General features: G+C 35.7%; 17 protein-coding genes. 11 read left to right on the forward strand and 6 right to left on the reverse strand.

Annotated elements, in window-relative coordinates; genetic code table 11:
• Positions 1-8 precede the first annotated feature (8 nt).
• Together LMD38_RS06555 and LMD38_RS06560 are read right to left on the reverse strand one after the other, a co-directional pair.
• Positions 9-1,328 carry a Na+/H+ antiporter family protein gene (locus LMD38_RS06555; protein ID WP_000994827.1) on the reverse strand — a complete coding sequence of 440 codons (1,320 nt, stop codon included), beginning with the start codon at positions 1,326-1,328 and terminating at the stop codon, positions 9-11.
• 131 nt (positions 1,329-1,459) lie between these two features.
• Positions 1,460-2,458: an alpha/beta fold hydrolase gene (locus LMD38_RS06560; protein ID WP_000898955.1), complete on the reverse strand. Its 999-nt coding sequence runs from the start codon at positions 2,456-2,458 to the stop codon at positions 1,460-1,462.
• A 121-nt stretch (positions 2,459-2,579) separates the two neighbouring features.
• On the opposite strand from LMD38_RS06560, the gene LMD38_RS06565 reads away from it, so the two are divergent.
• Complete coding sequence (locus LMD38_RS06565) at positions 2,580-3,056, forward strand: ribbon-helix-helix domain-containing protein (RefSeq protein ID WP_000151911.1); 477 nt, start codon at positions 2,580-2,582, stop codon at positions 3,054-3,056.
• 128 nt (positions 3,057-3,184) lie between these two features.
• Here the strand turns inward: LMD38_RS06565 and LMD38_RS06570 are convergent, their stop codons facing one another.
• Positions 3,185-4,774, reverse strand: a complete 1,590-nt coding sequence (locus LMD38_RS06570; RefSeq protein WP_000265579.1) for a bifunctional metallophosphatase/5'-nucleotidase — start codon at positions 4,772-4,774, stop codon at positions 3,185-3,187.
• Positions 4,775-4,974: 200 nt separating this feature from the next.
• Between LMD38_RS06570 and LMD38_RS06575 the strand changes: the two genes are divergently transcribed.
• The 3 genes from LMD38_RS06575 to LMD38_RS06585 all read left to right on the forward strand — a co-directional run bounded on the left by LMD38_RS06575 (position 4,975) and on the right by LMD38_RS06585 (position 6,788).
• On the forward strand, positions 4,975-5,238 hold the full coding sequence (locus LMD38_RS06575) for a YqkE family protein (RefSeq protein ID WP_000727563.1): 264 nt from the start codon (positions 4,975-4,977) through the stop codon (positions 5,236-5,238).
• 68 nt (positions 5,239-5,306) lie between these two features.
• Positions 5,307-5,831 carry a GrpB family protein gene (locus tag LMD38_RS06580; protein ID WP_001227169.1) on the forward strand — a complete coding sequence of 175 codons (525 nt, stop codon included), beginning with the start codon at positions 5,307-5,309 and terminating at the stop codon, positions 5,829-5,831.
• Between the two features lie 129 nt (positions 5,832-5,960).
• A complete protein-coding gene (locus LMD38_RS06585) occupies positions 5,961-6,788 on the forward strand; it encodes an aldo/keto reductase (RefSeq protein ID WP_000548011.1) in 828 nt (275 codons plus the stop codon).
• A gap of 29 nt (positions 6,789-6,817) precedes the next feature.
• Here LMD38_RS06585 and LMD38_RS06590 read toward each other — a convergent pair whose 3' ends face one another.
• Both LMD38_RS06590 and mciZ read right to left on the reverse strand, forming a co-directional pair.
• A complete protein-coding gene (locus LMD38_RS06590) occupies positions 6,818-7,732 on the reverse strand; it encodes an aldo/keto reductase (RefSeq protein ID WP_016718426.1) in 915 nt (304 codons plus the stop codon).
• 59 nt (positions 7,733-7,791) lie between these two features.
• Entirely contained in the window at positions 7,792-7,920 is a 129-nt protein-coding gene (gene mciZ / locus LMD38_RS06595) for a Z-ring formation inhibitor MciZ (RefSeq protein ID WP_000870299.1), read from the reverse strand.
• Positions 7,921-7,994: 74 nt separating this feature from the next.
• Between mciZ and LMD38_RS06600 the strand changes: the two genes are divergently transcribed.
• Positions 7,995-8,534 (forward strand): NUDIX hydrolase, encoded by a 540-nt coding sequence (locus LMD38_RS06600; RefSeq protein ID WP_000067038.1) that lies wholly within the window; start codon positions 7,995-7,997, stop codon positions 8,532-8,534.
• A gap of 24 nt (positions 8,535-8,558) precedes the next feature.
• Here the strand turns inward: LMD38_RS06600 and LMD38_RS06605 are convergent, their stop codons facing one another.
• Positions 8,559-9,110 (reverse strand): GNAT family N-acetyltransferase, encoded by a 552-nt coding sequence (locus LMD38_RS06605; protein WP_000803491.1) that lies wholly within the window; start codon positions 9,108-9,110, stop codon positions 8,559-8,561.
• Between the two features lie 155 nt (positions 9,111-9,265).
• On the opposite strand from LMD38_RS06605, the gene spoIIM reads away from it, so the two are divergent.
• The 6 genes from spoIIM (at position 9,266) to deoB (ending at position 14,172) form a co-directional block, all read left to right on the forward strand.
• Positions 9,266-9,883, forward strand: coding sequence for a stage II sporulation protein M (gene spoIIM / locus LMD38_RS06610; RefSeq protein ID WP_223290733.1), 618 nt, complete (start codon positions 9,266-9,268; stop codon positions 9,881-9,883).
• A 106-nt stretch (positions 9,884-9,989) separates the two neighbouring features.
• Positions 9,990-10,445 carry a ferric iron uptake transcriptional regulator gene (gene fur, locus LMD38_RS06615; RefSeq protein ID WP_000392655.1) on the forward strand — a complete coding sequence of 152 codons (456 nt, stop codon included), beginning with the start codon at positions 9,990-9,992 and terminating at the stop codon, positions 10,443-10,445.
• A gap of 103 nt (positions 10,446-10,548) precedes the next feature.
• On the forward strand, positions 10,549-10,779 hold the full coding sequence (locus LMD38_RS06620; RefSeq protein ID WP_001250432.1) for a YqzK family protein: 231 nt from the start codon (positions 10,549-10,551) through the stop codon (positions 10,777-10,779).
• 6 nt (positions 10,780-10,785) lie between these two features.
• Positions 10,786-11,676 (forward strand): site-specific tyrosine recombinase XerD, encoded by an 891-nt coding sequence (gene xerD / locus LMD38_RS06625; protein WP_000390084.1) that lies wholly within the window; start codon positions 10,786-10,788, stop codon positions 11,674-11,676.
• Positions 11,677-11,819: 143 nt separating this feature from the next.
• Positions 11,820-12,563, forward strand: a complete 744-nt coding sequence (locus tag LMD38_RS06630; protein WP_061183923.1) for a FixH family protein — start codon at positions 11,820-11,822, stop codon at positions 12,561-12,563.
• Positions 12,564-12,987: 424 nt separating this feature from the next.
• Positions 12,988-14,172 (forward strand): phosphopentomutase, encoded by a 1,185-nt coding sequence (gene deoB, locus LMD38_RS06635; RefSeq protein WP_001046082.1) that lies wholly within the window; start codon positions 12,988-12,990, stop codon positions 14,170-14,172.
• The last annotated feature ends 4 nt before the right edge of the window (positions 14,173-14,176 follow it).

Here is a 14,176-nt window from a genome sequence, read left to right on the forward strand (position 1 = left end):
CGCACCTTTTATAATGTAATTGCGGCAATAAATCCGAATATAAGTAACGGTATATTATAATGCAGAAAAGTTGGTACACATGTATCCCATATATGATGGTGTTGACCATCAGCGTTTAAACCAGATGTTGGTCCAAGTGTACTATCTGATGCTGGAGATCCTGCATCTCCTAGCGCTCCGGCTGTACCGATAATGGCAATGGTGGCCATTGGACTAAATCCAAGCTGCATGCAAAGGGGTACAAAAATTGTTGTTAAAATAGGGATGGTTGAAAAGGATGAACCAATTCCCATCGTAACGAGAAGTCCAATTACAAGCATAAGAAATGCAGCGAGTGGTTTGTTGTTTCCAATTATATGTGCACTCGTTTGCACAAGAGATTCAACATGTCCTGTTTTTCGAAGCACAGCTCCGAATCCAGCGGCCGCAATCATAACAAAACCAATAAAGGACATCATGCGCATTCCGCTTGTTAATATCGCATCTGCTTCTTTAAGAGGTAGACTACCACTTACTGATAAGACGATAATCCCAGCTAAAGCACCGAAAATCATTGATTCTGTTGCTAATTGAACAGTTAATGTAGCTATGATAGATAATAATCCGAAAGTAATGCTACGTTTTGTATAGGGAACGATTTCATTTGCGGTAGTATGAATTTGTTCTGTTTCATACGTACGAGGTTTTCGGTACGTAATGAACACCGCTACACATAATCCGATAATCATACCGATTGCTGGAATCGTCATTGCTTTTGGAATAAGCGCGACATCAAATGTAAGACCGCTTTGCGCAGCATTTGTTTGCAATACGTCATGATAAATTTTTCCGAACCCTGCTGGAATCCACATATAAGGAGTAATCAATCCGAATGTAATAATACATGTAACAAGTCTGCGATCCACTTTCAGCTCATTTAATACTTTTAAAAGTGCTGGAATTAAGATGGGGATGAAAGCGATATGAACAGGAATCACATTTTGTGAGAAACAAGCCATCGTTAAAATGATGAATAGAATAAGTATTTTAGAATAAACTTGTTTTTTCGTGTCTTGTTCATTGCCAATCCATTTTAATGCCGTTTGAATCATGGCATCTGGAAGTCCTGTTTTGGAAAGAGAAATAGCGAAACCGCCAAGCATTGCATAACTTAAAGCGATTGGAGCACTGTTTCCAAGACCAGTTGTAAAAGTGTTAATCGTTTCTGAAATACCGAGTCCGCCGATAATTCCGCCTGTTAAAGCTCCAACAATGATGGCGACAATGACCTGGACACGTAATAAACTAAGCAATAGCATAACTGCTACTGCAACGAGTACAGCATTCATAATAAATGTAATCTCCCCAAAATTTTATTGTGTTAAGGTAAGTAAATATGAAGCACCTTGCTATATTTATACATAGTTGCGACATATTATTATAAATTGTTTTTTATGAAATGTAAAAGAGCCTTTTGTTACTAATGGTGAAAAGCTAGCTCTTGTTTAATGGATTGTAAAGAACGAGCGAATAATTCTGGCTCTTCTAAATCGGGAGAATGTGCTGAATTTGGGAACCAAATCATCTTTTTTATCGGTGCTTCTATTACATCACAATATTCCTGAACGAGTGCATAAGGAGTTTGATAATCATAGCGACCAGAACAAAAATAAACTGGAATAGATAAACTCGTAATAGAAGAAAAGAAATCGATTGTCAACATTTCTTCCCATAAAACGCCAGATTTTAAATTCCCTGCGAGAAACTTGAACCAATCTAATAGCGTATATTCAGGGGAAAAGAAGCCTTTTCGTATGAACGAAAAGGAAGATCCGTTTTGGATTGCTCCTCCGAATGTGCCAAGCCATTTTCTTTGAATAATAAGGCGTCTCGTATCTAAAAATGGCGGTTTTCCTAATTTTAAAAGGGACGCTAATGCTTTTTTATGATTATGTTTTTTTGCAGAACGAATTAAATGCTGATATAGTAATTCTTCGTTTTGTTTCATATGTACAATTTGCCCAATACCGATATAAGCCTCGATATATTGTGGATAATGGTGTGCTATGTTAAGCCCGATAATACTTCCCCAAGAATGACCAGCGAGAAATAGTTTCTGTTTATTGAACTTTTTAAGTACATATTGAATCACTTCTTTTGCATCGGAAATGAATTGTTCGATTGTAAAATTTGCTCCGAAATCTTTCATTGAAAAGGATTTACCTGCCCCGCGCTGATCCCAATTAATTACGATGAAGTGTTTCTCCAATTCTTTTTGAAAATGACGAATAAATCCGATTTGTGCCATGCCTGGTCCACCGTGACAGCATAATAAAATAGGCTGCTCTACGTTTTGCCCGCGCATAAGGAGAGTTTGTTTTCGGTTGTTAATCATAACGCTTTCCATCGTAGCGATACTATTAGGCATGAGTTTTTTATTTTTATTATAGAACTGCGGGGTATTGCTACGAAAAAGCATATTGAAAACCTCCTTTTCTAAAATCGTATGAATCGCACAGGCTATTCGTTTTGCATATACTGTTAGAAAATCATTGTAACATACCATACTAGTGTCATTTCAACACGGGAGGAGGGAAATTGTGACGATTGGAGAAATTATCGATTGTTTAAATAGGCGTGAATCCATCGCTATTATAGCAAAACGTCTTGAAATAAGCCCGTATACATTATCGAAGAAATTAAGATTGATTGGATACGAATATGATGGAGAACAGAAAAAGCGTATTTTTGTAGGAGATGGAGAAGAACCGCGTCACTTACAACTCCAAGAAGCGACAGCCCTTCAATATGCGAAAACGGATTATCAACTATTAATTTATGAACAATTACAAAGTATTTATGAGTTATTAAGAAAGAAAGAAGAAGTAATTGCGCCCATGATGAATATAAGTACAGAAAAAAAGAAACGTACCTTTTCTATTAATAAAGAAATATTAGCAAAACTAGACGTTATATCAGAATCGAAAGGAATTCAAAAATCTAAACTTGTAGAAGAGGCGTTACAACAATTTTTACAACAATATGATTTTAATAACACATCACATATTGATAACTAAAGAAAAGGATACTATGTTCATTGTCAGAACGAGTATCCTTTTTAGGTTTCACATATATGACGGATAAAATAAAAGGTCCATGTGTATCTTTTACGATGAAAAATTAAGGTTGTTTATTATGAGTGTACTTAATTTATTTTTTGAATTCTACCATCGATAATTGGCTGAATAGGTTCTTTTAATTGTTTTACGTAATCGACTAGCGCTTCAAAGTCGTTTGGACCAGTTTCTGCATTTTTACCATTTTTAAATGATACAAATCCATCACCGCCAGAAGCTAAAAAGGCATTTGCCACTACGCTATACGTTTTAGATGGAGATAATTCTTCACCGTTTGTTAAACGTATATTTGTAACTTTTTCACCGTTTGGTTTATTTGCATCCCACGTATATTGAATACCTGAAATTTGAAGCATTCTCGTCGTACCTTTTTGCCATTGTTGATTTAAAATGTCACGAATATCTTGGCCTGTTAAATCTACTTTAATTAATTGGTTTCCAAAAGGCTGAATGCCATATAATTCGCCCCATGTAATATCGCCAGCATCTAAGTCATTACGAATGCCACCTGGATTCATAAGTGCGATTTGAGTTTGCATCGTTTGCCGCTGGGCATCGGCAACTAAATTTCCAAGAGTGGACTCACCAGCATCATTTTGTTTACGGTCGATAGGTGCTGTAGATTTTCCGACAACTTCATTTACAAGTGGTGCAATTTTTTCTTTATATTGATCTAATTTTTTCTTTACTTGTTTATCAGGTTCTACACCTTCATGGTATGTTGTAACAACTTCAGCTTTTTTCTTTACAATATCTTTTGTTTTACGATCAATTGTTACATCTACATCTGAGAAAGCCATTCCGTAAGAGTTTGCTTGGACGATTAGTTTATTATTTACAGTACCATTTACATACGTGTGACTATGCCCACCAAAAATAACATCAACTTCCGGATCTGTTTCATTTGCAATTCGAGTAAGGTCTCCATTTGTCACACCAGACTCATCTGTTGTTCCGCCGACATGAGCAAGGACGACAATGGATTTAACGCCAAGACGCTTTAATTGCTGCGTTGATTTATTAATTGCTTCTACTTCGTCAGTGATTTCTACATTTTTAAGCATAGTAGGCATCACCACATTTGGTGTATCAGTTGTAACTACGCCAATGAATCCTACAGGCACACCATTTACCATTTTTACAGTAAATGGCGGTAAAAATAAGCGGCCAGTGGATTTATTATAGAAGTTTGCAGCGACATAAGGGAAATTAGCACCTTTGAAATTTCCTGTTTTTTCGTGATAGCCACCGTAAATGAGACGTTTCATTTCATCGATACCTTCATCAAATTCGTGGTTTCCGATTGTACCAACATCAAATTTTAAATCATTTAAAAATTCAATCGTTGGTTCATCTTGTAATAATGCTGAAACTGGTGGACTAGCTCCGACAATATCACCAGCGTGTACGAGAAGTGTATTCGGGTTTTGTTTTTTACGTTCTTTTAAATAAGTAGCTAAGTAATCAGCGCCACCAGCTTCTTTGTTATTAATTTTTTTAACAGTATCTAGTTGTCCATGGAAATCATTAATACCAAGTATTTGTACGTCTATGTAGCGGTTTTGTTCAGCTGGAGCCTGGGATGGGGGAGCGGCAAATACGGTTGAAAAAGTAATGGTGCTTAAAACGGCAACAGCAGGAATAATTTTTTTCCACATAATATAATTCTCCTTTTTTATAATCTGACATCATACGACATAATTTTAATAGATTCATAGGATTATATCTATACAAAAATTTGGTTTTTTCGAAAAATTAACATATTTACAAAAGATGAATAATAGAGTAAAGACCCTTTTTTATTGTCGAGTTCATTGTGTATCTACTATAATGGAGAAAAAAGTAAAAGGTGAGTAGTATGAAGAAAAAGAAACAAAGACAAATGCAAAGACAATCGCAAGTGAATCAACAAAAGAAAGAGTCGCTTACATTAGGTGATCAATTAAATGATTCACTCATGCAGCAATTAAAGAATAAGAAGAAAGAGTTGCAAGTAAGAGAAGAGAAAAAAGAGGCAGCTGAACAGGAAAGAAAGCGCCAAGAACAAAAAGAACGTGAAAAGAATAAATCATTTGAAGAACTGTTAAGTGAAAGTAACCTTACTTGGAAAGACTTTAAATAATAACGAAAATGATCAGTGAATAACGCTGATCATTTTTTTGACGAGCTTGTAAGAAAAGGGGAGTTAGAATGAGAAAAATTGTAGTTGTTCCGCATGAAAATCATTGGGGTGAAAAATTTCAAATGGAGGCTGAAAGATTAAAAGCGGCGATGCCAGAAAAGGTGAAGGTCCATCATATTGGAAGTACGTCGGTGCCAGGACTGGCAGCGAAACCAATTATAGATATGATTATGGAAGTAGAGAGTATCGACAGAGTAGATAGGTGGAATGAACGTTTTGAAGAGCTTGGCTATATCGTAAAAGGGGAGAATGGTATTTCAAGACGCCGTTATTTTATTCATGGAACGGAGGAAAAACGCTCGTATCACTTACACGTGTTTGAAAAAGGAAACCCTGAGATAGTAAGGCATTTAGCATTTCGTGATTATATGATGGCTCATTGTGAAGAAGCTGAGGCATATGCAACTTTAAAGAAAGAATTAGCTGAAAAGTATACATATGATGGTGCGTTATATTCGGAAGGGAAAACTGAGTTTGTACGTAATGTTGATGAAAAAGCGAAGAAATGGATAGAAAATAATGTGAATGAATGAGTTCGCATTATTTTAGAAAGTATATAAGTTTATTATGTAAACTGTACATATGTTTTGACTTTTTTGTTGAATCTTGTTCAAATAAAGTGGTGGCTTATAAAAAAATGTAATAATGAAAGGGAGACGACTGTGCACATTCCAACAACTACACTTCATAATGGCGTAAAAATGCCGATGATTGGTTTAGGCGTTTATAAAGCGAAAGAAGGCGACGAAGTAAAACAAGCAGTAAAAACAGCGTTAGAAGTTGGATACCGTTCGATTGATACAGCAACTGTATATGAAAATGAAAGCGGTGTCGGAGAAGCGGTTCGTGAATCAGGGATTCCGAGAGAAGAGATCTTTATTACAACAAAAGTTTGGAACGATGATCAAGGGTACGAGGAAACACTTGAGGCTTTTGAGAAAAGCTTAAAAAAATTACAAATGGACTATGTAGATTTATATTTAATACATTGGCCAATAAGAGGGAAGTATGTTGATACGTACCGAGCGTTAGAAAAGCTGTATGAAGAAGGTAAAGTGCGCGCGATTGGTGTTTCTAATTTCCATAAACATCATTTAGAACTGCTATTACCAAATTGCAAAGTAAAGCCGATGGTAAACCAAGTGGAACTTCATCCAATGTTAACACAATTTGAATTGCGTAATTTCTGTCAAGGTGAGCAAATTCAAATGGAAGCATGGAGTCCGTTAATGAGAGGCGGAGAAGTATTTCAGCACCCAATTATTCAGGCTATTGCTACTAAATATGAAAAAACACCTGCGCAAGTTATATTAAGATGGGATATTCAAAGCGGGGTTGTGACGATTCCTAAATCTGTTACACCATCTCGCATTCAGGAGAATTTTTCTATCTTTGATTTTTCACTAACGGAAGAAGAGATGACTCAAATTAATACGTTAAATCGTAATTTACATGTAGGAACGAATCCTGATAAATATGATACGTTATAAAAAGACGCTACCAGTATGGTAGCGTCTTTTTAACGGTGTAATGCGTACGTATCACATTTCACAATTTGCTGAAGCTGTGTATATTCTGCTGTTGTTAACTGTGTTTGTTTACTAGACTGTACATTTTCTTGTAATTGTTGAATAGAGCTTGCACCAGGTATAACAGCTGCAACAGTTTCGTTATGTAAGCAATATTGAATAGCTGTTCCAGTTAAGGCGTTTTCTCCAATTATTTCTTTTACATTCGTAAGCGTCGCATATAATTCATCGTAAGAATAAGAAAGGTAATCTTTTTCTTTTACTCTTTCTATCTTTCTTGCATTATTGTCAGTTAAAATTCCTTTTGCAAGTGGTCCGCGAGCAATGACGCTAATTTGATGTTCATTAAGAAGCTGGAACCATTCTTCAGGGCGACGATTCAAAAGGCTATATTCCATTAGAACACTAACGATATTTGAACGCTTTGCATACTCACGGATGACATTTGGACGTATAGAAGAAATACCGTAATGGCGAATGATACCTTCTTTTTTTAATTCTTCAAAGGCTTCAATTACTTCATCTATAGGATCTTCAATCGTTCCGCCGTGAAGTTGATAAAGATCAATATAATCAGTTTGAAGTCTACGTAAACTTTCTTTCACTTCAGCCTTTATGTAATTTTTAGAAGGATCCCAAGACCAGCCATTTTTTTCTTCTGTCCATCGATTTCCAACCTTCGTTGTAAGGACAATTTGGTCTCGTTTTCCTTTTAAGGCTTTTCCAACAAATTCTTCGTTTAATCCATAATCATATAAATCCGCTGTATCAAAAAAATTGATTCCTAAATTGATTGCTTCATCGATAATACGCAGGGCTTCTGTTTCAGATGTACCGAGAGACATACAGCCAAGTCCCATTTCTGTCACATATAAATCTGAGTTTCCTAATTGACGTTTTTTCATAAGTCAACCTCCTTCTCCTTATTCTTATTGTACGCAAGGGAAAAGAGGTTGACAAACGTTTACTTTTTAGTTGCTGTAATCCACTCTTGTACAGTTGTATACTCTTTGCCATATTGTTTTAGCTTATGGCGAATTTGCCATGCTTTTCCGACTAAAGTGACGCGATTTGGTAAAATATAAACTTTCATTTCTATCACGCTCCTTTCAATGTGGTAAAATGTATGAGGAAAGAATAGGAAATAGAACAGGGAGATGAAGTAGTATGAGTAATCTTGCAGAGAGAACAGTAAAAACTGAGCCGATTTTTGATGGTAGAGTTATAAAAGTTCGTGTTGATGATGTAGTATTACCAAATGGAGCAATGAGTAAACGTGAAATTGTAAATCACCCTGGTGCAGTTGCTATTATTGCTATTACTGATGAGGGGAAAATTGTGCTTGTTGAGCAGTATCGTAAAGCGCTTGAAAAGGCGATTATAGAAATTCCGGCTGGCAAGTTAGAACCAGGTGAAAAACCTGAGGTGACAGCAGTTCGTGAATTAGAAGAGGAAACAGGTTATGTATGTGAAAATATGGAGCTTATTACTTCTTTCTATACATCTCCAGGATTTGCAGATGAAATTTTATATGTATATAAAGCGACAGGTTTGACGAAAAAAGAAAATAAAGCTGCGTTAGATGAAGATGAATTTGTGGAATTGATGGAAGTATCATTAGAAGAAGCAACTACTCTTATGAAAGATCTTCGTATTCATGATGCGAAGACGATGTTTGCAGTACAATATTTACAACTACAAAAATAAACACTCGCCAAAGGCGAGTGTTTTTTAATTAATTTTTGCATATACGCGTGCATCACGTAAGCTACCATCTGGTGCTATGAAATCATTTTCCATTGTACCTTCTAGAATAAATTCTAAACGTTCTGCTAAGTTACATGCATTTGTATTTGTTGCATCAATACGAATTTCAATTCTTCGAGCGCTTAGCTTATCAAAGGCAAATTGAATGGCACCTTTCACAGCTTCGGTCATATAGCCTTGTTTTGTATAAGCGCTATGTAGCCAGAAGTGAAGTGAAAACTTTGGAATATCCCAGTTTTCAGGCTTGAGCGTTATAGCTCCGATGAATGTACCAGATACTTTATCGTATAAGTGAAAATCAAGTGTTTCACGAAGTAAAAACTGCCCGTGAGCGTTACGAACGATTTCTTCAGCACTTTCTTCTGTTTCAGCGTTAATTGGCATCCACGGTACTAAGTCTTCTAGAGAAGCTTGTATTGCTTCATACACTTCTGCACCATCACCTGGAAATGGCTTACGAACTTGTAAGCGTTCAGTTTGAAATAATGTTGGAAAATCTAATAATAATGGTTTCAAGAGAAATCCCTCCTATTCTCTACTTTTTAGTTTAGCAAAGTAGAGCGGAATTTCAATGTTAATTCGTCATACTTTTTTCTTTCTTTCATACATTTTTAGTAAGAGTGTGAACGGAGGGAAGAAAAATGTGGAGAAAAACTTGGCAAGACCGTGTAATGTCTCACATACAGGAAAACTCTTCATTATATATATTTAACGCTGTTTTGTTATTGATGGGAGTAATATTTGGAGCGATTCTTGTAAATAGTTTACAATTAAATCAAAAACAAGATTTATCTTTTTATTTGCAACGTTTTTTTGGACAAGTTTCTAAAGGAGAATTTGCTATTGCAGGCGAAATGTTTCGAGAAAGTTACTTTTCACAATTAAAATACATTGGATTTATTTGGATTTTAGGGATTTCAATTATTGGATTGCCACTCATTTTTATTTTATTATTTGCAAAAGGAGTAGTTGTCGGATTTACAGTAGGTTTCTTAGTAAGTCAGCATGGATGGAATGGATTATTATTAGCATTCGTTTCTGTATTGCCACAAAATCTCATTATCATCCCAGTATTTCTCGTTATGACAACAATTGCCGCAAGTTTTTCCTTACGCATGATTAGGCATCAATTTATACGAAAAATAACTGAGCCGCTATTACCATTATTGATCCGTTATACATGCTTCTTTCTTGTAATTGGAGCGGTGCTAGCTCTTGCTTCTAGTGTGGAAGCTTATGCATCACCAGTTTTAATGAAAGAAGTCGTTGAGGCTATTAATAAACAATAAATACTTTATGAGAATAATTATCAATTTGTTTTTATTGTTTTTCTTTTGACAGAAGCCCTTCTTCTGATATAATGGTGTAAGAGTGGCGAGGAGGGAGTAGTACCGAATGGAAGAAAGAATTGAACGAATTAAGAAGCAATTACATGCAGCGAGCTACAAATTAACACCGCAACGTGAAGCAACAGTTCGTGTGCTGCTAGAAAATGAAGAAGATCATTTAAGCGCAGAAGATGTTTACCTCCTTGTAAAAGAAAAGTCGCCAGAGATCGGATTAGCAACCGTCTATCGAACTTTAGAACTATTATCTGAGTTAAAAGTTGTCGATAAGATTAACTTCGGAGACGGTGTTTCACGCTATGACTTACGCCAAGAAGGTGCGCAGCGTTTCCACCATCATTTGATTTGTACACAATGTGGTGCTGTACAAGAAATACAAGAAGATTTACTTGGTGAAGTGGAAAGGAAAGTAGAACATGACTGGAGCTTTAAGGTGAAGGATCATCGTTTAACATTCCATGGGATTTGTAAAAATTGTCAAGAAAATGAAACGGATGAAAAATAACCTTTTCCTATTTAACTAGGAAGAGGTTTTTTATTTGAATAAGGTATAAATTGGTGAAAGCTTGGCATATGTTGTAATAACTTATATTTTGGAGGAATTTACAATGCGTCGAGCTTTAAAATTAACTTTTGATGGGATAAAAGTATTTTTATTATTTACAAGTTGTACGATTTTGTTTTATTTCGCTATACTATGGATAAATGAAGAATATGAAAGCTATCATCGTTATGAAAAGCCAAAAGAAGAGACTGTAGAAAAAGTATCAGGGAATGAAGAGCCGGCAAAGGATGCTTTCGTAAATAGAATGATGTTTTTCTATGAAAATGGGGAGTAGTGTAGATTGGAAGATCAATTAAAAGATTTTATTCATTATATGGTTGTTGAAAAAGGGCTAGCGAAAAATACAGTAGTATCTTATGAACGTGATTTAAAAAGTTATGTAAAGTATTTGCAAAATGTAGAACAAGCGAAAAGCTTTCACGAAGTGACACGCTTGCACATTGTTAACTTTCTGCAGCACTTAAAAGAAAACGGAAAATCTTCGAAAACATTAGCACGTCATATTGCATCGATTCGTTCGTTTCACCAATTTTTACTTCGTGAACGAGCGGTAGAGCACGATCCATCCGTACATATTGAAACGCCGCAAGGAGAACGGAAATTACCGAAAGTATTGTCAGTTGATGAAGTAGAGGCGTTACTGCAGACACCAAAAATGACGAGCGCTTTTGGGGTTCGTGATAAAGCGATGCTAGAGTTATTATATGCAACAGGACTTCGTGTTTCAGAATTAATTGCATTAAATTTAGAAGATGTACATTTAACGATGGGGTTTGTTCGATGCATAGGGAAAGGGAATAAAGAAAGAATTATTCCACTAGGAAGTTTAGCGACGGAAGCGATTCAAAAGTATATTGAAAAGGGAAGAAGAGAATTGATGGGGAAAAAAGTAGTAGATGCACTCTTTTTAAACCATCATGGAAATCGATTATCAAGACAAGGATTTTGGAAAATTTTAAAACGATTAGCGAAAGAAGCAAATATTGAAAAAGAGCTTACACCTCATACGTTGCGTCATTCTTTTGCTACGCATTTATTAGAAAATGGAGCAGACTTACGTGCTGTGCAAGAAATGCTTGGACATGCAGATATTTCAACGACACAAATTTATACGCATGTTTCAAAAACTAGATTAAAAGATGTATATAAACAGTTTCATCCGAGAGCATAGATACTATGCTCTTTTTTCATAGATTCAAAAGGCTATAGCACTTCACAGAAACTTCACAAACATTTCGTACATTGTTTTCAGCAGAAGACTAGAATATTACAATGTTTTTCCTCTATACTAAATAAAGTATGAAGGAGGAAATGATGATGAAAAAACTTATTATGACTTTATTTATCGCGATGCTAGCATTGGCTGGCTGTAATACAAACAAAGAAGAACCGAAAAAAGAACAGAAACTAGAAGCTGTAAAAGTAGCAGTTCAAACAAATCCGAAAGAAATTAAACCTGGTGAAAAAACAGAAGTACAAGCACTTGTTACACAAGGAAAAGAAAAGGTAACAGATGCTGATGATGTAAAGTTTGAAATTTGGAAAGCTGGCGACGAAAAGCACGAGATGCTAGAAGGTAAGCATAAAGGAAAAGGTGTTTATGCTGTAGAAAAAACGTTCGAAACGGATGGAGTATACCACATTATTGCTCACACAAATGCACGTGAAATGCATGTTATGCCAGAAGTAAAAGTGGCTGTAGGAAATGCGAAGGTAGAAGATGCGAAAAAAGAAAATAGTGATCATGGTGCAGGACATGGCGATCATAAAAGCGATACAATGATCCACCTTATGGCTGGTGATATAAAAGCAAATGCTGAATCAACAATGAAAGTTCACTTAAAACAAAAAGAAGAAGCGTTAACTGGTGCTGAAGTCCAACTTGAAATTTGGAAAGATGGTGTTGAAAAACACGAATTTATTCCAGCGAAAGAAGGAAATAAAGGGGAGTATGAAACGAAACATACTTTCAAAGAAAACGGTTCTTACAAAGTGAAAGTTCATGTTAAAAAAGGCGAATTGCATGAACATAAAGAAGAAACAGTAGAAGTAAAATAAAAAAGTAGCTCTTTAGAGCTATTTTTTTATTTTTATCCCGAAAAATGATCAGTGGGAAAGAACAAAACCGCCACTGATTAAAATTTTACTTTATATGAAGAAATAAATCATAAAATAATTAGCACTTCTTTGCATAATGGATTACAATAGAAGTGTGAAGAAAATGAGAAATTCTACGAAAATGTATTAAAAAGAAAGCGTAAACATGTTATGATATCAGTATCAGATGTCTGACATCTGACTTAGAAAAAACTAGAAATGTTTTTGCGTCGTTTCAAGGTAAACGAAATAGGTTAGAGAATGATTTAAAGAAGTACTGTTCGATAATGAGAACGAAAGATAATTCTTATGGAGAACAGTTTCACTTTATAGCGTTTTGAACATACTACAAGAAGTAGAACTGAACTTATAGGAGGTCGCAGTTATGAATAAATATAAACGTATATTCCTAGTCGTAATGGACTCTGTTGGAATCGGTGAAGCACCAGATGCTGAACAATTTGGTGATTTAGGATCTGACACAATTGGTCACATTGCTGAACATATGAATGGGTTACAAATGCCTAACATGGTGAAATTAGGTCTTGGTAACATTCGTGAAATGAAAGGCATCTCTAAAGTAGAAAAACCACTTGGATATTATACAAAAATGCAAGAAAAATCTACTGGTAAAGATACAATGACAGGTCATTGGGAAATTATGGGTCTTTACATTGATACACCATTCCAAGTGTTCCCAGAAGGATTCCCAAAAGAATTACTTGATGAATTAGAAGAAAAAACAGGCCGTAAAATCATCGGTAATAAACCAGCTTCTGGAACTGAAATACTTGATGAACTTGGTCAAGAACAAATGGAAACAGGCTCTTTAATTGTTTACACTTCTGCTGATAGCGTACTACAAATCGCAGCACACGAAGAAGTAGTGCCGCTTGATGAGTTATATAAAATTTGTAAAATTGCACGTGAATTAACGTTAGATGAGAAGTACATGGTAGGCCGTGTTATCGCTCGTCCATTCGTTGGTGAGCCTGGAAACTTTACACGTACACCGAACCGTCATGACTATGCATTAAAACCATTCGGCCGTACAGTAATGAATGAATTAAAAGATAGTGATTATGATGTGATTGCTATCGGTAAAATCTCTGACATCTATGATGGTGAAGGGGTAACTGAATCACTTCGTACGAAGTCTAACATGGATGGAATGGATAAGCTTGTAGATACATTAAATATGGACTTTACAGGTCTTAGCTTCTTAAACTTAGTTGACTTTGATGCATTATTCGGTCACCGTCGTGATCCACAAGGATACGGAGAAGCTCTGCAAGAATATGATGCACGTCTTCCAGAAGTATTCGAAAAACTAAAAGAAGATGATCTATTATTAATTACAGCAGACCACGGTAATGACCCAGTGCATCATGGTACTGATCATACACGTGAATATGTACCGTTATTAGCATATAGCCCAAGCATGAAAGAAGGCGGAAAAGAGTTACCACTTCGTCAAACATTTGCTGATATTGGTGCAACTGTAGCAGAAAACTTCGGTGTGAAAATGCCAGAATACGGAACAAGCTTCTTAAACGAGCTAAAGAAATAGGGGG

Source organism: Bacillus pacificus, from assembly GCF_020861345.1.
GTDB lineage: Bacteria > Bacillota > Bacilli > Bacillales > Bacillaceae_G > Bacillus_A > Bacillus_A pacificus.